The organism is Mesorhizobium sp. WSM4819, assembly GCF_055811215.1.
In genome coordinates, this window is record NZ_JBVVQO010000017.1 from 38,838 (window position 1) to 59,154 (window position 20,317).

Consider the following 20,317-nt stretch of genomic DNA (forward strand, 5'->3'; position numbering starts at 1 on the left):
TGTGGTTTAGATGCTATGCAACTCGTGGACCTACATCAACGCCAACGCCAGAACAAATGTTGACACACCCCACAGGAGGCCCTCACATAGTGGACGCCAACCGCGCGAATGCGACTTTCCGGACATCCGCCGGCAACGTCAGCTTTCAGTTAACGCTGAACGCGCCCTAGATTGCAGAAAGTAGGCGCTTAGCTGCTCGGCAGCAACTGCCAAGACAACATGACCTAGCTTCGGTATAGTAGCTGCTTAGTCGACACTGACCTAGTCATCTCCTTTGACCACAAAAGTAATGACGGAGCGGCATCTTGATTGAAGCACTGAATCAGAATGCTGGAGCAGTCACCGGTCTTGCGACTGTTGCACTGCTGATGGTGACCGCATTTTACGCCTGGGTTACTTACCAGCTGCTCGGCGAGACCAAGCAGTCACGGCTATCTGCAAACCGACCGCGCGTCGTCGCTTACCTACGGGTCAACGAGGTGCACTCGAACATCGTGCAGCTGCACGTGGCCAATCTTTCCGGGGCAGCTGCGACTGAAGTCTCTGCCTCAATCAAGAAGACAACAGAATGGCCAGAAAGATTCGACCTACAGGACTCAAAAATCCTGCGCGATTTATCGTTCATGCGGCCTCATGAGGTGTTGAAGTTCGATCTCGGCATAGGACCGGACCTCTTTCGCGAAAATGTTCCCGCCGAGTTCAGGACGTCGATACGATTCGCGGGCATCGACGGCCGACCATTCTCCTTCGAGGATGCATTGCGCGTGGAAAGTGTCGAAGGCCACTCTCACTGGCGTATCTACAGCATCGACGACGTGGCTCGGCGCCTCAAGGACATCGTGGATGCACTGCAGGGCTTCACCGGGTCTCAACGCATGCGCGTAGAGACGTACGACGCCGCAGACCGGGAGGCCGAAAGGCAAGCTCGCGAAGAGCAGGTTCGACGTCAAAGGCAAGGGGATTCTGTTTAGCAGCGCCATTCACTGGCGATGTTTGCCGCACGAACGTGTGGCAGCTGTTGGGAACGGTTTGGTGCCACCCGACGGCCGACGTGCGGCGCCTTGCTGTCTGTCTACAGCGGGCCGACAGCGGACCGGCAGCTCTTTGCGTCCAAAAGGCGATGCCCCACTGCGAAGCAGCGAACTGAGGTGTCTTGCTGATGTACACAGGCAAAATCTCACCAACGGCTGGACGCTACCGGCGTGTGTCTGAGTTACCTTTGCCAAAGGCTCTGCCGAGCTTTGCGAAGATTTTGCCAATCATTGGTAGTTTGGACAGATATCCCAGCCAATCCTCGTCTGGCGCGTCGACCGAGTGGACTTTCCCGTAGCTCGTGAAGATGTGCTTCAAGTGGAGCGCCATAAGGTAGGAGTTCAGCGCGTCGGGCCGTACAACGTGAGCGTGATAGACGTTGTCCTTGGGCTCTTCATCATCGACCGGTGAGGCGTGGACCGGAAGCTTGGGCTCTTTCTTTGCCTGGACGAGTTTCTTGGCCGCCACGATGGCCCATCCGTCAAACGTCTTCGGCTTGCCGAAGGTTTCGCCGGCCGCTTGAGCGCGAGGGACCAGATAGCTTGAAACCTTGCGATCGATGCCGGAAGCGCCAAGGCGATCGAGCGATACCTCGCTGCCGCGCGACTCCTCAAAGTGATTGAGCCGAAGGCCGGAGAAGTTCGGCTGGCCGGCCGTACCCCTCAACATCGGCTCTTCGTAGAGCCGACGGCCTATCTGCTCATTTTGACCGACACTACTTGGCGGATTCCACCTTGCCATGCTGCCCAGCGGATAATTTCTTGCTCACCGAGCGCAACTCCTCCTTAAAGGTGTTGCTCCCGCGGCGAATAACCTTCTGAATCGGCTCTTGGGGATCCCGTGCTAGAACAGCAAACAGTATCGTCTCGTCGTCCGAGATCACGCTGGTCATAGTGCCCTGAGGTGTCTCGAACTCCGCGACCAAATCCCCATTGTTGGTTGCGTAGATATGCGGCTCGGTCGGGAGCGCTTCGGCCCCTGATCTGAAGAAGGCGATGGCTGCATGTGCCGCGTCGGCGGTCAGCCACTCGGCCGAATTCTCGATCTCGTATTCGTCAGGCTTGATCGAGTCCCTGATCCGGGATTCGACCACGGATAGCCAGTTGTTCGGCGCAGCCAGGTAGGGCCTATAATCCTCGATGCGAACCGATTGCGTCTCATACTGCTGCATCGCCTTACGAGCCGCCCATTCGAGCAGCCGCTTTTCCAGCTTCTCGATATGACGATCGACGGTCTGACGGCGCTCCATTAGAACGCGCCGGCTTGGCAGTGTAGCTTGCGAAGACATTTAATCCTCCCTGAGCCGTTGTGTGGCTTTTTCTCCGAGAACCTTGAAGAAGCTCTCCTTCTCTTTCTGGTGCGCCGCGACTACCCAGGACTTTACCTCGTCGATGTTCCGGGTGGAGTAAGACCCTCCGGTGTAGACGTCGATATCAACGATGATCGAGGCGTTCTCAGGGATGAAGCCCTCAGCCAGATCAACGGTGGCGATGCGAGACATTGCCTCGTGGTTGCTGTTCACATCGGTCTTGAAGTTGAGATTGAGGCTCGACGTAACATCGCTGCCGGCGACGGCAATCGCGATGTCCATGTCGGAGACGTTGCTGATGCCATGAGCATTGGAACGAAGGGCGTTGATGTAGCGTAGCCCGAGCCTGCTTACGTGGGCGTTCGGAAGTATGCGATAGAGGGTGTCGACCACCCTGGCGAGTTCGACGCCGAACACTTCCCAGCCCGGGTAATTACCGCGGCGGCTGTAGGCAATGACCTGAGGGCCGACGCGAACGGACATGCCGCCATCGGCGGAAACAAGCTCGATCGACGGCTGATACCTCAGACCGGGATCGGCGCGCCGGATGGGTGCGGGAATATCTGCGGTGGGAAGGCGAACTTGCTTGAACTCCCGCCACTCCGGGACGTCAGCGAAGCGTCCGAACAAGATCTCGGCTACAAGGTTGGGGTCAGGCTCAAAGCGAATTTCAAAAACAGCTTCTAGAATAGCGTCGAACTTGAGCTTATTCGGCAGCGAATTCGGCACAGAATCAATCCCCCAGCGATTCAAATTGCCACGGTTGGTGAAGAGTTTCCATAGCATATATGGGGTAAGAGCCGTTGAATGGAAATGGGCTGGTCGCCAGTGATGTCTGCTTTCCGGCACCGGCACAGTTGGTCTCTACGTCCGACATGAGGGCGCAAAGCTGCCGTTCAAAATGTTGCACAGTTGTAAGGTCGTGCTGAAGTGCCAAGGGGCGAACGTCCCAGAAGTCGATGCCTTCAAACCTATCCAAACACCGAATCTAGTACCCCACTTTGTCCATAAGCAACCGCAATTCGGGCTGAGGCACGACCCAAAAAGTTCGAAAAGCTTCCAGGAACCCCAGCCAAACTGGATGCCCTGTGGACAATTTCGTCTTGGTGGCATCGCTCGACGCCGCTGCAGCCGCTGATTCTCAAGCAAGTCAAGGTTGCCTGAAGTTTGCGCGAACTTCACCGCGATCCCATTCGCAGTTCGACAGCACTAAATTCAGGAGGCGTTTTTTCTCGTTTGCCGCCTGTTTCGCTAATAGTCGGCTGGCATCACGGGCAAGTTCCAGGAGCAGCAGGCCGTCCTCCATAGCGTGTCACCAGGAACAGTTCTTGTTCTCGCCCCATTGAGGCACTCGTCCCTGAAGCGCCCGTTGAAGCTCTCGACGAATGCATTCTGGGGGGGCCCGGGTGCGATGTATGCCACTCAACGTCTGCAGGCACCATCGCAGAACCGCCATCGAGGTCAGCTCGGTGCCGTTGTCGGAGACGATTGTGGCCGGACGTCCGCGCCAGCGGATGATGGCATCCAGCTCGCGCACCACGCACAGGCCGGACAGCGAGGTATCGGTGGCGAGCGCCGGGCATTCCCGCGTGTAGTCGTCGATGAGGGCAAGCACCCGGAAGCGGCGGCCGTCGGTGAAATTGGCGGAGACGAAATTCAGGCCCCACCTAGTGTTGGCGCGATCCGGAACGAGCATGGGCCTGCGCGTTTGCCTAGCGGTCGTTTGCGGCCGCCGCGCCGGCGCACCTGCAGGTCACTCGCGGTAGAGGCGCCGGAGCTTCTTCTGGTTTTTCACAATGCCCTGACGGTCCAGCATGACGTGGATCCTGCGGTAGCGATCGTCCGCACGGGTGCTGGTGTAGCGCCCCGTCGAACGGTCGATGTTCAGAGCCTGGCACGCCCGACGCTGGCTTACCCCGTGCACCTCGCGGGCGAAGTGGGCTGGAAATCGTAGGTGTCGACAAGCCAAGTGAAATTTTCGGCTTGTGTGTAGGAACGGACGAGCCCTTTATTCATCGACATTCTCACAGTCCAAATCGGCGCCGGAGATCTGATCGGTTTGCTCGCCGACAACGCTCGGCCACGATCCCTGGTCACGACGCATCGCAACGTCCGCGCGCATCCTTCTCGACCTGAAAAGCGGCATCTTTCAAAATGACGCCGAAGGTGCTTTGCAACGAATCACCGTTTTCCAGTTCGACAACAAGGTCGTGGAAAACATTATCGAACCAGACTTTTGCCGTACTGCCCGACTCGGGCGTTCCTTTTTTCACATAGGGACGCCAGCGCTCAAGCTTGCTGCATAGGAATTAATCTCATCGCCATTGTACCAGGCCGTCGCCGGGCCCCATGCCTTCCTGCTTGCACGCCTTCCGAGTCGCTCTTAAGGTGACCAGTGTAGCGCTCGCGGGGAAATAGGAAGCCATCGCTGCGGATTTAGTATTTCTCGAAGGTCGGATTATAGTCTTTGCAGGCCATCTCGCTCAGAATAATTCGCGGCGCAGGGCACGTAGCAGAGATGGGTTCGCAAGCTCGATCACCGCCATCTTCTCTGTCGAAACGCCAATAGTGACGCGCAGAAGAACGGCGAACGCGTGGCGAAAGAGATCGACAGAGTGTCGGCCCATAGTCGCTGGACGGTCTCTTGCGCGTCTCGCCATGCCAGCGAGGATTGTTCATAAATTTCAGCGTATCTCCCAAGTTGGTGGCACGCCGTGAGCGATGTCATTCCTGATCGCAATGCAAAACGGCCGCATTGCACCATGTCTGAAGAAGGGTGCGCTCGTCTCCCGCTGACGGGGTTGACGCGAATGTTTCAAGCATCCCGATCAAATCAGAGATCTTCGCGTCGGTCTCGGGTCGAATGCCCTTTGGATTGACGCCGTTGAACTTCCACAACCCCCGCTCCCCAGGTGATGTTCGATGCTGGCGGCGAAGATGATGATCGGCGCAATGCGCTGGCCACGTATCGGCCCTTTCATAGGTCATTCGCGATCTCGCGACACCTTGCCCGGACGGGCCCAAACATTTTTGCGGCGGCATCCTTCAGAATCCCATTGTCGAGCATCTGCTCCGCCAGCAGCTTCTTGAGCCGCGCGTTCTCGTCCTTCAGCGCCTTCAGGCGACGGGCGTCTGACAGTTGGCGCGCTTCTGAATGAGGCCAAAGAACTGCTTCATGTCTGTCAAACCGGCGCTATTTCTTCTTTTTCACCCTTTGCGTAAGAGCGGATCCCGCGACCGATTTGACTGCCTTTGAGGAGCTCTTAGAACGAAGCAACTTGGATGCCGTAGAAGCAATTTTCTTGCTCGTAGTCTCATTAGGTTTCTTTGCCATCGATTTTCCCCGCGTGGTTGAGTTGGCGTAATACGCATTGTGATACGTCTGCAATCAACTGCCGGAGAGCACTGTCCCCAACTTTCATTTTCCAACACTCGGTCCGGTTCCGCAGACAACCAAGCGGAGCGGGAACTATGCTCGCCTTCATTGTCTTTCCTTTTGGCGGTCGGCATCGGCTGTTCTGTAGTTCTCCGCGATCAGCCACGCCTGGCACGCAGGAATTCGAAGTATGCGCGCACATCTTCGATGAAGATGTTGGCGATGCAACGTTTCTCATCCCAGCATTTGCCAAGGTAGCCGTTGCGACCGCCGAGCCTGCTGCCGTTGAACCAACGACCAAGTCTCGCTGTCCATGTCGGCATCTCTCATTATTGGTGAGATCGGCGACGGCATAACTGCGAAGCCGGCGGCCTTCGCGTTCTCGCGGCTGTGAGCGTAATCTCGCGGCGCTTCCCCTCCGCTGCGATCTATCCGCGCCGGCCGATTAACGCGTCAATTGGCGCAAGGTCATTGTAAGCGCGCAGCTTGAGATATTCGGGCCTCGACAAGCCGGCAGCGAGGATCGCCTGTCGGATCTTATGGAGAGCCTGCTCGATGGATCCCATTGGTGGTGCGGTCCCGACATAATCCGCAGTGGAATGCCCTTGAGTCTTCACGTCAGTAGGCAAGGATACGTGGTCGCAATTGAGGGCTGTACGAAACCTCGAAAAGTTGCGCGATTGTTGGCCAGCAAGGCAACCCATCCCGGTCACGCAAATGATCAAACGGCAGCCGTCTTCCGAAGTCGATAAATTCAAGGGCATCGAAATTGGGCAGCCGGACCCACTTCCGGTTCTGCCACACATCGGGTCGTGTCGAGTAGTGCGAACTGTTCGCCGGTCGCAGCTGCGAGAAATCGTTCCGCTATCGGATACGACTGTTTATGAGATGGAACAGCGTGGCGAGTTCCCACGACGCTTCAATCTCACTCCCCGCTGCGTTGTCTGGGACTTGGCAGAAGTCGAAGCTTGGATCGAGGAGCGGCGGAATGCGTCATCTGCCGGAAAAATCGAGACCAGCCCTGCTCCTGACGTAAGACTCCGAAAGACGCGACCTGTCAAGTCGGATCAAGGATAATCGCTGCCTCCGCAGGGGGCTGAAGTGTGGGGGTGTGCTTTTTGCCTGCCGCCCACGCATGGATCATGTCCGCCCATTCCTGCAGCATATGACGACGCTGCAGCTCATATTCAGCTCTGTTGTAGACACCTCGAGAGGACCGGCTGTCGTCGTGGGCCAGGCATTTCTCAATCCAGTCGCGATTAAATCCGATCTCATTCAGGAGTGTTGAACCGGTGCGCCGAAGGTCGTGCACCGTGAAATGCGCGAGCGGAAAGTCTTGCTTCTTTGCCCGCTCGACAATCGCCGTGGTTACCCGATTGAAGGTCGCGCGCGACATGGGCTCGTCGGCATCGTAGCGGGACGGCAGCACATATCGGGAGTTCGCCGCGCAAGTCTTGAGCGCGATCATGATGTCGAGGGACTGGCGTGACAGGTAGACGTTATGCGGCTTCTTCCGTTTCATTCGCTCTTTTGGGATGCTCCAGACGGCGTTCTGGAAATCGACCTCGTCCCAAGTCGCCTCGAGTAGTTCACTCTTCCGGACCATCGTGAGCAGGATGAACTTTAGGCCGAGCCGAATGGTCGGCAGCGTCGGCACGCTTTCCAACTCTTTCAGCATTATCCGGATTTCTGTAGGCGACAGAGCACGGTCTTTCGCCTCGAACGTGGCAATTGAGGCCGGTCCCACCTCGTCCGCGGGGTTGGCGATCTTCTCCCCGTGCAGAATGGCAAAGCTATATATCTGCTTCACGATATCGCGGATATGAACAGCGGTTGCCGGCGCACCACGGTCCTTCACCTTTGCGCAGAGCGCCCGCAAGTCGTCAGGTGTTATCTCGGTTAATTGTCTTTTCTCCCAAATCGGCAGAATGTCGCGATCGAAAATGGCCTCGCGCATCGAGCGGGTGCTATCCGCCATCTTCGCTTCCTTGAACCAGCGCTTGCCTTCATCCCCGAAACTCGCCGTGGCTGACAGGCGACGCTTGTCGCGCTGCTTTTCATGCGCCGGCGACTTTCCGGCTGCCACCATTTTTCGCGCGGCAAGGCAGCGGTCGCGCGCCTCTGCCAGCGTGAGGCCTCCGTTCCCATATCGGCCCAGCGTCACAGTCTCTCTCCGACCATTCGTCCGGTAGTCGTACCGAAACGCAATCTGCCCAGTCGGAGACACCGCCGCGTACATACCGTCACGGTCGGCAACTTTGTACATTTTGTGCTTTGGTTTCAGTCGCTTAAGGGCAACATCTGTTAACATAATGACGAGGATCGGATCACAACTTGGGTTTCTCGGACGCCAATTTTACCGTCATTGATTTTACCGTCAACTGTTTAGGAATAATCTTTGAATTTCAATGCTTTGATGGGCAAGAAGAGAGTGCGCTTTGCAATCGGCGGGACGACGGTATCGCATGGCATGAAAGAGAAGGCAGAAACGCATGCCGTCAAATTTACCGCCAATTGATTCCGCTTCGAGGCGATAGATGGCGATAAATGGAGTAAGGAAAACTAAAGTTGTTTCAGAGGCTTATACAACTCTGTTCGATGGTTACCGAAAGCTCGCGAATGGTTCACCTTTATTCCCACTCGATTGTGCCGGGCGGCTTGCTCGTCACGTCGTAGACGACGCGGTTGATGCCGCGCACCTCGTTGATGATGCGGGTGGCGGCGGCGCCCAGGAACGCCATGTCGTAGTGGTAGAAATCCGCCGTCATGCCGTCGACCGAGGTGACGGCGCGCAGCGCGCAGACGAATTCATAGGTGCGGCCGTCGCCCATGACGCCGACGGTCTGCACCGGCAGCAGCACGGCGAAGGCCTGCCAGATGGCGTCATAGAGGCCGGCCTTGCGGATCTCGTCGAGATAAATGGCATCGGCCTCGCGCAGGATCTCCAGCTTTTCGCGGGTGATGCCGCCCGGGCAGCGGATGGCAAGACCGGGTCCGGGAAACGGGTGCCGGCCGACGAAGCTGTCGGGCAGGCCGAGTTCCTTGCCGAGCACCCTGACCTCGTCCTTGAACAGTTCGCGCAGCGGCTCGACCAGTTGCATGTTCATGCGCTCGGGCAGGCCGCCGACATTGTGGTGCGACTTGATCGTCACCGACGGGCCGCCGGTGAAGGAGACGCTTTCGATGACGTCGGGGTAGAGCGTGCCCTGCGCCAGGAAATCGGCGCCGCCGAGTTTCTCGGCCTCTTCCTCGAACACCTCGATGAACAGCCGGCCAATGGTCTTGCGCTTCTTTTCCGGATCCGACTCGCCCTCGAGCGCGCCGATAAAGCGATCCGAGGCGTCGACCAGGATGAGCGGCAGATTGTAGTGCTGGCGAAACATCTCGACCACGCCTGATGCCTCGTCCTTGCGCATCAGCCCGTGGTCGACAAGGATGCAGGTGAGCTGGTCGCCGACCGCCTCGTGGATCAGGAGTGCTGCGACCGAGGAATCGACGCCGCCCGAAAGAGCGCAGATGACCTTGCCCTTGCCGACCTGCTTGCGGATCGTCTCGACCGCGTGCTCGCGGTAGGCGCGCATCGTCCAGTCGCCTTCGATGCCGGCGATCTTGTGGACGAAGTTTTGCAGCAGCCGGGCGCCGTCCGGCGTGTGCACCACTTCGGGGTGGAACATGATGCCATACATCTTGCGCTCGACATTGCCGAAGATGGCGAAGGGCGAGCCTTCCGATTTGCCGAACACCTCGAATCCCTTGGGCAGCGAGATGACGCGGTCGCCATGGCTCATCCACACCTGATGGCGCTGACCGGGCGCCCACAGGCCCTCGAACAGCGGGCTGTCCTTCTGGATCTCGACGAAGGCACGGCCGAATTCGCGATGGTCGGAGCTTTCGGCGACGCCGCCCATCTGCACGCACATGGCCATCTGGCCATAGCAGATGCCGAGCACCGGCACGCCGGCGTCGAAGACAATCTGCGGCGCGCGCGGGCTGCCGATGTCGCCGGTCGAGGCCGGGCCGCCGGAGAGGATCACCGCCTTCGGATTGATGCGCCTGAACGCCGCTTCGGCCGACTGGAACGGCACGATCTCGGAAAAGACGCCGGCCTCGCGGATGCGCCTGGCGATGAGCTGCGTGAACTGGCTGCCGAAATCGACAATCAGGACGGTGTCGGGCAGGACGGTGTCGGGACGATTGGCTATCTTCATGGCGAGCGTTTAGAGAAAGAAACGAGTCGGCGCAATGGGTTGCGAAGGCGTCTCCCTCACTCCGTTTCCGCGTCATGCGATGGTCCAAACTGCAGCGCATCGGAGCCAATCGCCTGTTCCAGCCGCGTCACCGCGTCCGCCAGCCTCTCGTCGATGACATGGAGATACTCCTTCCAGTCGCCGACATGCCTGAGATCGGCAGCCCCGTCGGAAATGCCGCGCAGGCCGACGAGCGGCACGCCGAACAATTGGCAGGCACGCAGGCAGGCGAAGGTCTCCATATCGACCATGTCCTCGCCAATCGCATCATAGGCGCTGCCGGAGATGATCGCCGCGCCCGTCGACAGCGTCGCCTCGCCTATGCCTGGAATCCTGAACGGCAGCGGCACCGTCACCGGCAGGTCGAGAAACGGCGTCGCGCCCTTCTCGAAGCCCAATGGCGAGGCGTCGATGTCGCGGTAGGCGACCGAAACGGCCTGGTAGATTTCCGTTTGTTCCAGTGTCCGGCTGCCGGCCGAACCGAGCGACACGACGAGATCCGGCAGCGCCTTTTCAGATTTGAGCCATGACAGTTCCGCGCCCAACCTGACACCCGCTTCGACCGGCCCCACCCCTGTCATGACAGGGGTGAACAGCCGCTGCAGATGCGGCCCGTATTCGGCCTGCGCCGCCATCACGAAGAGGACGCCCCTGCCGGCAATTCTGACGGCCTTGCGCATCGGATCAGCCTTCGATGCCATCGCGACCGACCACCGTCATCATCGTTCCAGTCATGGTGGCGATCAGCTTGGCCTCGCCGTCGACGGCGAAGGCATAGGCCTGGCCGTCGGCAACGATGATGGTGCGGCCGGGCTTGGTCACCGAGCCGCGGAACAGAAAACGCTCGCCGCGGCCCGGCGCCAGCAGATTGACCTTGAACTCGATGGTCAGCACACTGGAGCTTTCCGGCATCAGCGAAAACGCGGCATAGCCGCAGGCCGAGTCCAGGGCCGTCGAAATGACGCCGGCATGGAGGAAGCCATGCTGCTGAGTCAGCGCCGCCGAATAGGGCATCTCGATCTCGATGATGCCCGGCGTCACCAACGTCAGCTCGGCGCCGATCGTCATCATGGCGTTCTGGCGCGCGAAGGACGTCCTGACACGATCCTCATAATTGGGGGCGGGTACGATCTCTGCTGCCATAGCTTGTCACGCTCCTGTCAGAAAAGCTTATTGCAGAGGTATGAGCGGCAGGCAATCGCTATTGCTGCACTGCAGCAATCAGCCCGCCGGCAAGGTTCAGCCATCCTTGCGCAGTGCGCAGACATAAAACCCATCGGTACCGCTCAACGCCGGCGACAGCGAAATGCCGCCTGCGCCGATACGCGCTGCTGCCTCGTGGCCCGGAAAGCGGGTGTCCCAGAGCTGGCGGTGATCGACCGGGACAAAGCCGCTGTTACGATCCCTGAAGGCAGCGACCTGCTCGCCATTCTCCTCGTCGAACACCGAGCAGGTGATGTAGACCAGCAGCCCGCCCGGTTTGACGAAGGTTTTGGCGACATCGAGGATCGCCGATTGCTCGCCCTTGCGCGCATCAAGCTGCTTCTGCGTCAGCCGCCATTTTGCATCGGGCCGGCGCCGCCAGGTGCCGCTGCCGGTGCAGGGCGCGTCGACCACGACGATGTCGATTTGGCCCGCGAGGGGGCTTAGTTCCGTCGGCTTGGTGACGATTTGCACGTTGCGGTTTTCCGAGCGGCGGATGCGGTCGAAGATCGGCGCCAGCCGCGCTTTTTCGGAATCATGGGCAAACACCTGGCCGCGATTGTCCATTGCCGCCGACAAGGCCAGCGTCTTGCCGCCGGCTCCGGCGCAAAAGTCGAGAACCTGCATCCCGGCCTCGGCGCCAGCCAGCGTGGCGGCAATCTGCGAGCCTTCGTCCTGAACCTCGAACCAGCCTTTCTGGAAGGCCGGTTCGGCCTGCACGTTCGGGTGCCTGCCGTCGCCCGCGATCGGCGGGATGCGGATGCCGTGCGGCGCAATTCGTGCAGCCTTGGCGCCGGTCTCGGCCAGTTCGGCGAGCACCTTGTTGCGATCGGCCTTCAGCGTGTTGACCCTGAGGTCGAGTGGCGGGCGGGTCGCCAGCGCCGCACCTTCATCGACCCATCTGGCACCGAAGGCCTGCTCGAAAAGCGGTTCGCACCAATCCGGAATATCGGCGCGCACCGCCGGCGGCGCATCGTCGAGCCGGCGGCCGGCAACCGCCTTCAACTCATCGTCGTTCAACAGCGGCGGCGCAAACTTGTCACCGTCGAGCGCTTCGTTCAACGACTGCGCCGTCTGGTTCCATTCGAGCAGCAGCGCGCCAAAACCGATGGCGCGCGGCGTATCTTCGCCCAACGGCCAGCCGGCCGAGCGCTTTCGCCGCAGCGCGTCGTAGACGATGTTGCCGATCGCGGCGCGATCGCCGCCGCCGGCGAAGCGGTGCGACAGGCCCCAATCCTTCAGCGCATCGGCGACCGGCCGGTGTCGCCGGCCGATGTCCTCCAGCACTTCGATGGCTGCTGCCAGCCGTCCGCCCAGTCGCATCTTGTTATTCCGTTACTCAGCAAATCAATTCCGGGGTCCTGCTCTAAAGCGCGCGACCGGCGCACACAAGCGGGGAGAGTCTTGCGGGCAGAGGGCGCTCGCTTCAGGTTTGCGCTGCCCCCTCACCCTGACCCTCTCCCCGTGAGAACGCCAGATCAAACGCAGCTCTCTTGATTTCAGCGACCCTCGCATTGCTATGCTTTCAAACTTTTGAAGTTGCGATAGTCTTCCGCTGCGTGATTCGCCAAGAACTGCAAGCGGATCGGCGGGAAATTACAAGGAGAGGGCAATGAAGACTTACATGGCGGAAGTTCTAGGCACATTTCTACTGGTGTTCATCGGCACGGCTTCCGTGGTAACGGGCGGCTTCGGCGGCGCGCTTCCGCTCGGCCAGGAAGGCATCGGTCTGGCATTCGGCATCGGCCTGATCGCGGCGGCTTATGCCATCGGCCCGATCTCGGGCGCACATCTCAACCCGGCGGTGACGATCGGCGTGTTCCTCGCCGGCCGAATGGAGGCCAAGGACGTCATCCCCTACTGGATCGCGCAGGTCATCGGCGCCATCATTGCGTCGCTGGCGCTGTGGATCATCGTCTCCGGGCAGGTCGGCGGCCATACCGGCGGCTTCGGCGCCAATGGCTGGGATGCGACGAAATGGGGTGTCAGCTCGGCGTTTCTGTGGGAACTGATCGGAACCTTCACCTTTGTCACGGTGATCCTCGGCGTCACCAGCGGCAGCCACGCGACGGCCTTTGCTGGCCTCGTCATCGGCCTGACGCTGGCGGGACTGCACTTCGCCATCATTCCGGTGACCGGCACATCGCTCAATCCGGCCCGCTCGATCGGCCCGGCGCTGTTTTCGGGAAGTGCGGCGATCGGCCAGCTCTGGCTGTTCATCGTCGCACCCCTGATCGGCGGCGCCATCGCCGGCGTGGTCGCCAAGACCCGTATCTTCGAGAAGGACTGACAGGCTTTGGTCTGACAAAAAGGCGCGGGACCCGGCCCGCGCCTTTTTGTTAGAGAATCACTTGCCGCCTCAGGATCGGGCAAGATCGAAGCGGTCGGCGTTCATCACCTTGGTCCAGGCAGCGACGAAATCCCTAACGAACTTCTGCCCGGCGTCCGCCGACCCGTAGACCTCGGCAAGCGCACGCAACTGCGCGTGCGAGCCGAAGATCAGATCTGCGCGGGTGCCGGTCCACTTGACCGCCTTGCTCTTGCGGTCGCGCGCTTCGTAGACTTCATCGGAGCCGGCGGCCGGATCCCAGACCGTGTCCATGCTGAGCAGGTTGACGAAAAAATCGTTGGTCAACGTGCCCGGCCTGTCGGTGAACGCCCCGTGCTTCGACTTGCCGGTGTTGGCGCCGAGCACCCGCAACCCACCGACGAGCACCGTCATCTCCGGCGCCGTCAAGGTCAGCAGCTGCGCCCGATCGACCAGCATCGCTTCGACCGACATCGGCTGCTTGCCCCGGACATAATTGCGGAAGCCATCGACTTTTGGCTCGAGCGCGGCGAAGGACTGGACATCCGTCTGTTCCTGCGAGGCGTCCATGCGGCCTGGCGTGAAAGGCACCTCCACGTCATGGCCGCCGTCCTTCGCTGCCTTCTCGACCGCGGCGACGCCGCCGAGAACGATCAGGTCGGCAAGCGAGACCTTCTTGTCGCCTGTCTGCCCGGCGTTGAACTCGCTCTGGACGCCTTCGAGCTGTGCAAGCACCTTCGACAGTTCGGTCGGCTGATTGACGTCCCAGTCCTTCTGCGGCGCCAGGCGGATGCGTGCGCCGTTGCAGCCGCCGCGCTTGTCGGAGCCGCGGAAAGTCGAGGCCGAGGCCCAGGCGGTCGAGACCAGTTCGGAAACAGACAGGCCAGAGGCCAGGATCTTCGCCTTCAGCGAGGCGATGTCCTGCTCGCTGATCAGTTCGTGATCGATGGCCGGGACAGGGTCCTGCCAGATCAGCTCTTCGTTCGGCACGAGCGGGCCGAGATAGCGGACAACCGGACCCATGTCGCGATGGGTCAGCTTGAACCAGGCGCGAGCGAAGGCATCGGCGAAGTGATCCGGATTCTCATGGAAACGCCGCGAGATCTTCTCATAGGCCGGGTCGACGCGCAGGGCGAGGTCGGTGGTCAGCATCGCCGGCGCGCGGCGCTTCGACGGATTGTGCGCGTCCGGCACGGAGCCTGCACCGGCGCCGCCCTTCGGCGTCCACTGATGGGCGCCGGCCGGGCTCTTGGTCAGTTCCCATTCGTAGTTGAACAGATTATCGAAGAAGTTGTTGCTCCACTTGGTCGGCGTCGTGGTCCAGGTCACCTCGAGGCCCGAGGTGATGGCGTCGCCGGCAATGCCGGTGGCATGCTTGCTCGACCAGCCGAGGCCCTGCGCCTCGATGCCGGCGCCTTCCGGCTCCGCCCCCACCAGCGATGCATCGCCGGCGCCGTGGGTCTTGCCGAAGGTGTGACCGCCGGCGATGAGCGCCACGGTTTCCTCGTCGTTCATGGCCATGCGTGCGAAGGTTTCACGGATGTCGCGTGCAGAGGCCAACGGGTCGGGCTTGCCATTCGGCCCTTCCGGGTTGACGTAGATCAGCCCCATCTGCACGGCGCCGAGATGGCCCCGAAGTTCGCGGTCGCCGGAATAGCGCTCGTCGCCGAGCCACTTGGTTTCCGACCCCCAATCCACGTCCTGCTCGGGCTCCCAGACATCGGCGCGTCCGCCAGCGAAGCCGAACGTCTTGAAGCCCATCGATTCCAGCGCGACGTTGCCGGTGAGGATCAACAGGTCGGCCCAGGAGATCTTCCTGCCGTATTTCTGCTTGATTGGCCACAGCAGCCGGCGTGCCTTGTCGAGATTGGCGTTGTCCGGCCAGCTGTTGAGCGGCGCGAAACGCTGCTGGCCGGCGCCGGCGCCGCCACGGCCATCGCCGATACGATAGGTGCCGGCGCTGTGCCAGGCCATGCGGATGAAGAGCGGGCCGTAATGGCCGAAATCGGCCGGCCACCAATCCTGCGAATCGGTCATCACCTGGTGCAGGTCCTTGATAACCGCATCGAGATCGAGGCTCTTGAACTCCTTGGCGTAGTCGAAGTCCTCGCCCATCGGGTCCGAGACGCTCGACTGCTGGTGGAGAACGGCAAGGTCAAGCTGGTTTGGCCACCAGTCACGGTTGGTCCTGCCGGCCGACCCATGCGCGACCGGGCATTTGCCGGCGCTGGTGTCATCGGTCTTTGCGTCCATCGTTCTCTCCGACTTGTTGATTTCCGGGATTTGTTGATTTCCGGGATTGTTGATTTTCCGGACGGGCCCTGAGCCACGCCATTCTGGAATGGTTCCAGACTAGGCCGCCTTGCCGATAAAAACAAATTGCCTTTCCTGTTTGTTGCGATAGGTTTTGCTTATGATAGGTCTCACCGTCCGGCAGATGCAATATTTCGAGGCGCTAGCACAGACGCTGCATTTCGGCCGTGCCGCGAAGCTCGCCGGCGTCAGCCAGCCGGCGCTGTCGTCGCAGATTGCAGAAATGGAGTTGCGGCTGAATTGCCGGCTGTTCGAGCGCGGCGGCAAATCGGTGCGGATGACCGACGAGGCACTGGCCATGCTGCCACGTATCGATCGCATTCTTGCCGACATCCGCGAGATCGAGACCACGGCCCGGCGCGGCCGCCCCGCCATGGAAGGGCGCTTCCGGCTCGGCATCATCCCGACGGTGGCGCCCTATCTGCTGCCGCATGTGCTGCCGGAACTAAAACGGCATTTCCCGGCCTTGCAGCTCGAATTGCGTGAAGCGATGACCGCCTCGCTGGTCGAGGACACCGCCCTGGGAAAGCTCGACGCCTTCATTGCGGCCCTTCCCCTCGATCAGCCCGGACTGATCACCGAGCCGCTTTTCTCCGACCGGTTCTTCCTTGCCGTGCCGGCCGGCGATTCAGCCTTCGCCTCGCCGCCGGTGCCGCCGGAAAGCCCGGCATTGGAAAGGCTGATGCTGCTGGAGGAAGGCCACTGCCTGCGTGAACAGGCGCTTGCCGTCTGCGGCAGCGTGCGGCCGGTGGCAATGGCGAGCTATGGCGCGACCAGCCTGACGACGCTGCTGCAGATGGTGGCGCACGGGCTCGGCGTCACGCTTATCCCGGAGATGGCGGCAGGGCCGGCCAGCGCCATGCGCGATTTGAAGATCCTTCCGTTCCAGGAGCCGATGCCGCAGCGCACGATCTGCCTCGCCTGGCGGCGCAACAAAGTCCGGCATGACGAATGCGTCGAACTCGCCAAGATTATCCGCGGGCTGGACGAGGCGGTACTGGCTGCGTGAGGGTGGGGACATTGGCCAGAGGGTCCGACCGCCTTGGCATGCCGCGCAGCAGTCCTACATTCGTTATGGAGGCCAGAACAGGATAGGCGCCGACTACAAAAAATCGTCGAATGCGGAAACATATTGGCGCTTGTGCCAGACCGAGCGCCCGATGCCCCGATGTCACCGGCAGCGAAACTGGTTGCGCAAGGGGCGAGTTCGCATATTCTGGTTGTGGCAGAAGCGTTTACAGCAATGGGAGGAGTAAATGTCCGACAAGAAAATCTCGCGTCGCGGGTTCCTGGAAAAGTCGACCGCCATCACCGCCGGTGCGGCTGCAGCGACGACGCTCTCGGCCCCGGCCGTGCTGGCGCAGGCGCCGGTCACCATCAAGATGCAGACCTCCTGGCCTGCTTCGGACATCTGGATGGATTTCGCGCGGCAGTACATAGAGCGCGTCGAAAAGATGTCGGGCGGCCGGCTGAAGTTCGAGCTCCTGCCCGCGGGTGCGGTCGTCGGCGCGTTCCAGGTGCTGGATGGCGTCAATGACGGCGTCATCGACGCCGCGCATACCGTCCCCGTCTACTGGTACGGCAAGCACAAGGCCGCGTCGCTTTTCGGAACTGGACCTGTGTTTGGCGGCAGCGCCACCACCATGCTCGCGTGGTTCCACCAGGGCGGCGGCAAGGATCTCTACCGCGAGCTGACGCAGGAGATCATGGGCCTCAACGTGGTCGGCTTCTATGGCTTCCCGATGCCGGCGCAGCCGTTCGGCTGGTTCAAGAATCCTGTCACGGCCACGGCTGAACTGCAGGGATTCAAGTATCGGACGGTCGGTCTTGCCGCCGATCTCATGCAGAACCTTGGGCTCAGCGTGGCACAGCTGCCCGGCGGTGAAATCGTGCCGGCCATGGAACGTGGGGTCATCGACGCCTTCGAATTCAACAATCCGTCGTCCGACCTTCGCTTCGGTTCGCAGGACGTCGCCAAGCACTACATCCTGTCGTCCTACCATCAGGCGAGCGAGTCGTTCGAATTCCTGTTCAACAAGGACGTATTCGACGACCTCGACGACGATTTGAAGGCCATTCTCGAATATGGCGTCGAGGCGGCCAGCACCGCGAACACCGCGCTCGCCCTCGACAGCTATTCGGCCGACCTGCAGAAGCTGCAGACCGAGCACGGTGTCACCGTGCACCGCACCTCGAAGGAGATTCTCGACGCGCAGCTCGAGGCCTGGGACAAGATCATCCCGACGCTGGAGGCGGACGAGTTCATGAAGCGGGTGCTCGATAGCCAGCGCCAATGGGTCGAACGCGTCGTCTACTACGAGCTTATGAATTCAGCCGATTTGACGCTGGCCTACGAACATCACTTCCCCGGCAAGCTGAAGCTCTAATTCGCGCCTCCGCTTCGGCAATCCGGCGGTCTTATGGACCGCCGGATTGCACCTGACGGGAACCCTGCACATGCTCCGTTACATTGCATTCGCCGATGAACTTTCGGCATGGTTTGGCAAGGTATTCGCCTGGAGCGTCGTCGTCATGACGCTCGGCGTGAGCTATGAAGTTGTCGTGCGATACCTGTTCAGCGCGCCGACCGCATGGGCATTCGACCTCAGCTACATGCTCTACGGCACGATGTTCATGATGGCCGGCGCCTACACCTTGTCGCGGGACGGGCACGTGCGCGGCGATTTCATCTACCGTCTGTGGAGGCCGCGCGTGCAAGCGGCGGTCGAACTTGTCCTCTACATCATCTTCTTCTTCCCAGGCGTCACGGCGCTGATTCTGGCCGGCTGGAAGTATGCCGCGCGCAGCTTCCGCTATCTCGAGGTAAGCTCGAACAGTCCGGCCGGGATTCCGATCTTTCAGTTCAAGGCAGTCATCGTGGCGGCAGGCATCCTGCTCTTCGTGCAGGGGATTGCCCAGGTGTTCCGCTGCGTCGTCTGCCTGCGAACCGGAACATGGCCGCGCGCGGCGGAAGACGTGGAAGAGACCGAGAAGGTGCTGATGGAAGCCAAGACGCTCGATGTTCTGCATCACGGTTCGGAAGCAGTCGACCTCCCATTCCTCCACCCCGACAATAAACCCGACCGCGACGGAGAAGACAGATGAGCGATCCCCAGGTCGCCGTCGCGATGCTGCTCATTCTGCTTCTGGCGATCTTCCTTGGCTTCCCGGTTGCGTTCACTTTGATGGCGCTCGGGGTCGCCTTCGGCTACTACGCTTATTTAAATCCGGGACGGATGTGGCGCGCCTACGAACGCGCGGTTGAGGATGGCGCCGACGGCTGGACGCTTGCGGAGCATTGGATCGGCGGCTTCTTCAACAACCGAATTTTCGATCTGTTCGTGAATCAGACCTATTCCGTGATTTCGAACGACGTGCTGACTGCCATCCCGCTGTTCCTGTTCATGGGCTATATCGTCGAGCGGGCCAATATCATCGAGCGCCTTTTCGGCACCCTCTATATCGCCACCAGGCACGTTCCTGGCTCCATGGCGGTCGCCGCCCTCATCACCTGCACCCTTTTCGCAACGGCCACAGGCATCGTCGGCGCGGTCGTGACACTGATGGGCCTGCTGGCGTTTCCCGCCATGCTGAAGGCGCGTTACGACGTCAGCTATGCCTCGGGAGTGATCTGCGCGGGCGGAACCCTAGGCATCCTCATTCCGCCGTCGATTCTGCTCATCGTCTATGGCGCGACGGCGGGTGTGTCGGTAGTTCGTATGTATGCGGCAGCCCTGCTTCCAGGACTGCTGCTTGCCGGCCTTTATCTGATTTATGTGGTGACGATGGCGGTGCTGCAGCCGCAGGTGGCGCCGAAGCCGACCCGAGACGAGGTAGGGCACTATTCGGTCTTGCAAATCAGCTGGATGCTGCTGACTTCTTTCGTCCCTCTGGCGGCCCTGATACTCGCGGTGCTCGGCGCTATCCTGTTCGGCCTTGCCACGCCCTCGGAGGCTGCCGCCATCGGCGCGCTCGGCGGCGTCGTGCTGGCCGCCGCCTACCGGGCCCTGACGTGGCAACGCCTGAAGGAGTCCGTCTATTTGACGGCGCGCACCACCGCGATGGTGTGCTGGCTGTTCGTCGGCTCCGCGACCTTCGCCTCGGTCTTTGCCTATCTGGGAGGCCAGCAACTGATCAGCGATTTCGTCACCGGCCTCGACATGTCGCCGCTGATGTTTCTGATCGTCGCCCAGATCATCATCTTCATCCTGGGCTGGCCGCTGGAATGGACGGAGATTATCGTGATCTTCGTTCCGATCTTCCTGCCGCTATTGGCGCATTTCGAGATCGATCCGCTGTTTTTCGGCGTGCTCGTCGCAGTCAACCTTCAGACGGCCTTTTTGTCGCCGCCCATGGCGATGTCGGCCTACTACCTCAAGGGCATTTCGCCGCCGCATGTTCAGCTTTCGGATATTTTCCGCGGAATGATGCCCTATATGCTGATCGTCATCCTGTGCATGGTCATCATCTACGTCTTCCCGCAGATCGTGTACGGGCTGCCCAACATGATCTACGGGGGCTAAGGACGG

General features: G+C 60.7%; 19 protein-coding genes and 2 pseudogenes. 7 read left to right on the forward strand and 14 right to left on the reverse strand.

What is annotated here, in order from left to right; genetic code table 11:
• The first annotated feature begins 305 nt into the window (after positions 1-305).
• Complete coding sequence (locus AC0L18_RS17085; protein ID WP_473493411.1) at positions 306-971, forward strand: hypothetical protein; 666 nt, start codon at positions 306-308, stop codon at positions 969-971.
• Between the two features lie 223 nt (positions 972-1,194).
• Here the strand turns inward: AC0L18_RS17085 and AC0L18_RS17090 are convergent, their stop codons facing one another.
• From AC0L18_RS17090 to AC0L18_RS17125, 8 genes and pseudogenes are all read right to left on the reverse strand, one after another.
• A complete protein-coding gene (locus AC0L18_RS17090; protein ID WP_473493413.1) occupies positions 1,195-1,701 on the reverse strand; it encodes a hypothetical protein in 507 nt (168 codons plus the stop codon).
• 46 nt (positions 1,702-1,747) lie between these two features.
• A complete protein-coding gene (locus tag AC0L18_RS17095) occupies positions 1,748-2,281 on the reverse strand; it encodes a hypothetical protein (RefSeq protein WP_473493414.1) in 534 nt (177 codons plus the stop codon).
• A 39-nt stretch (positions 2,282-2,320) separates the two neighbouring features.
• The gene (locus AC0L18_RS17100) at positions 2,321-3,196 is read right to left on the reverse strand and encodes a TIGR04255 family protein (protein ID WP_473493415.1); all 876 of its coding nucleotides are present in this window, start codon (positions 3,194-3,196) and stop codon (positions 2,321-2,323) included.
• Positions 3,197-3,491: 295 nt separating this feature from the next.
• Positions 3,492-3,647 carry a hypothetical protein gene (locus AC0L18_RS17105; RefSeq protein WP_473493503.1) on the reverse strand — a complete coding sequence of 52 codons (156 nt, stop codon included), beginning with the start codon at positions 3,645-3,647 and terminating at the stop codon, positions 3,492-3,494.
• 35 nt (positions 3,648-3,682) lie between these two features.
• Positions 3,683-4,271: pseudogene (locus tag AC0L18_RS17110) on the reverse strand (DDE-type integrase/transposase/recombinase); the annotation flags it as partial.
• 163 nt (positions 4,272-4,434) lie between these two features.
• The gene (locus AC0L18_RS17115; protein ID WP_473493417.1) at positions 4,435-4,614 is read right to left on the reverse strand and encodes a hypothetical protein; all 180 of its coding nucleotides are present in this window, start codon (positions 4,612-4,614) and stop codon (positions 4,435-4,437) included.
• Positions 4,615-5,065: 451 nt separating this feature from the next.
• Entirely contained in the window at positions 5,066-5,329 is a 264-nt protein-coding gene (locus tag AC0L18_RS17120) for a hypothetical protein (RefSeq protein ID WP_473493419.1), read from the reverse strand.
• Positions 5,330-5,369: 40 nt separating this feature from the next.
• Positions 5,370-5,483, reverse strand: a pseudogene (locus AC0L18_RS17125) (IS3 family transposase); the annotation flags it as partial.
• 951 nt (positions 5,484-6,434) lie between these two features.
• Here AC0L18_RS17125 and AC0L18_RS17130 point away from each other — a divergent pair.
• Complete coding sequence (locus tag AC0L18_RS17130; protein ID WP_473493420.1) at positions 6,435-6,794, forward strand: helix-turn-helix transcriptional regulator; 360 nt, start codon at positions 6,435-6,437, stop codon at positions 6,792-6,794.
• On the opposite strand, the gene AC0L18_RS17135 is transcribed toward AC0L18_RS17130, so the two are convergent.
• The 5 genes from AC0L18_RS17135 to AC0L18_RS17155 all read right to left on the reverse strand — a co-directional run bounded on the left by AC0L18_RS17135 (position 6,775) and on the right by AC0L18_RS17155 (position 12,490).
• Positions 6,775-8,028: a tyrosine-type recombinase/integrase gene (locus AC0L18_RS17135; RefSeq protein ID WP_473493421.1), complete on the reverse strand. Its 1,254-nt coding sequence runs from the start codon at positions 8,026-8,028 to the stop codon at positions 6,775-6,777. The genes AC0L18_RS17130 and AC0L18_RS17135 overlap by 20 nt on opposite strands.
• A gap of 319 nt (positions 8,029-8,347) precedes the next feature.
• On the reverse strand, positions 8,348-9,925 hold the full coding sequence (gene guaA, locus AC0L18_RS17140) for a glutamine-hydrolyzing GMP synthase (protein WP_287219789.1): 1,578 nt from the start codon (positions 9,923-9,925) through the stop codon (positions 8,348-8,350).
• A 56-nt stretch (positions 9,926-9,981) separates the two neighbouring features.
• Complete coding sequence (locus AC0L18_RS17145) at positions 9,982-10,644, reverse strand: 5'-methylthioadenosine/S-adenosylhomocysteine nucleosidase (RefSeq protein ID WP_473493422.1); 663 nt, start codon at positions 10,642-10,644, stop codon at positions 9,982-9,984.
• Positions 10,645-10,648: 4 nt separating this feature from the next.
• Complete coding sequence (locus tag AC0L18_RS17150) at positions 10,649-11,107, reverse strand: PaaI family thioesterase (RefSeq protein WP_023800372.1); 459 nt, start codon at positions 11,105-11,107, stop codon at positions 10,649-10,651.
• A gap of 96 nt (positions 11,108-11,203) precedes the next feature.
• Positions 11,204-12,490 (reverse strand): RsmB/NOP family class I SAM-dependent RNA methyltransferase, encoded by a 1,287-nt coding sequence (locus AC0L18_RS17155; RefSeq protein ID WP_473493424.1) that lies wholly within the window; start codon positions 12,488-12,490, stop codon positions 11,204-11,206.
• A gap of 289 nt (positions 12,491-12,779) precedes the next feature.
• Here AC0L18_RS17155 and AC0L18_RS17160 point away from each other — a divergent pair, with 289 nt between their 5' ends.
• Complete coding sequence (locus tag AC0L18_RS17160; protein ID WP_473493425.1) at positions 12,780-13,457, forward strand: MIP/aquaporin family protein; 678 nt, start codon at positions 12,780-12,782, stop codon at positions 13,455-13,457.
• A gap of 69 nt (positions 13,458-13,526) precedes the next feature.
• Here AC0L18_RS17160 and katG read toward each other — a convergent pair whose 3' ends face one another.
• A complete protein-coding gene (gene katG, locus AC0L18_RS17165; protein ID WP_473493426.1) occupies positions 13,527-15,728 on the reverse strand; it encodes a catalase/peroxidase HPI in 2,202 nt (733 codons plus the stop codon).
• 160 nt (positions 15,729-15,888) lie between these two features.
• Here katG and AC0L18_RS17170 point away from each other — a divergent pair, with 160 nt between their 5' ends.
• From AC0L18_RS17170 to AC0L18_RS17185, 4 genes are all read left to right on the forward strand, one after another.
• Positions 15,889-16,797, forward strand: a complete 909-nt coding sequence (locus AC0L18_RS17170; protein WP_473493428.1) for a hydrogen peroxide-inducible genes activator — start codon at positions 15,889-15,891, stop codon at positions 16,795-16,797.
• A 247-nt stretch (positions 16,798-17,044) separates the two neighbouring features.
• Entirely contained in the window at positions 17,045-18,175 is a 1,131-nt protein-coding gene (locus AC0L18_RS17175; RefSeq protein ID WP_473493429.1) for a TRAP transporter substrate-binding protein, read from the forward strand.
• A 70-nt stretch (positions 18,176-18,245) separates the two neighbouring features.
• The gene (locus AC0L18_RS17180) at positions 18,246-18,893 is read left to right on the forward strand and encodes a TRAP transporter small permease subunit (RefSeq protein ID WP_027152428.1); all 648 of its coding nucleotides are present in this window, start codon (positions 18,246-18,248) and stop codon (positions 18,891-18,893) included.
• Positions 18,890-20,311, forward strand: coding sequence for a TRAP transporter large permease (locus tag AC0L18_RS17185; protein WP_473493431.1), 1,422 nt, complete (start codon positions 18,890-18,892; stop codon positions 20,309-20,311). Before AC0L18_RS17180 ends, AC0L18_RS17185 begins: the two co-directional genes overlap by 4 nt.
• The last annotated feature ends 6 nt before the right edge of the window (positions 20,312-20,317 follow it).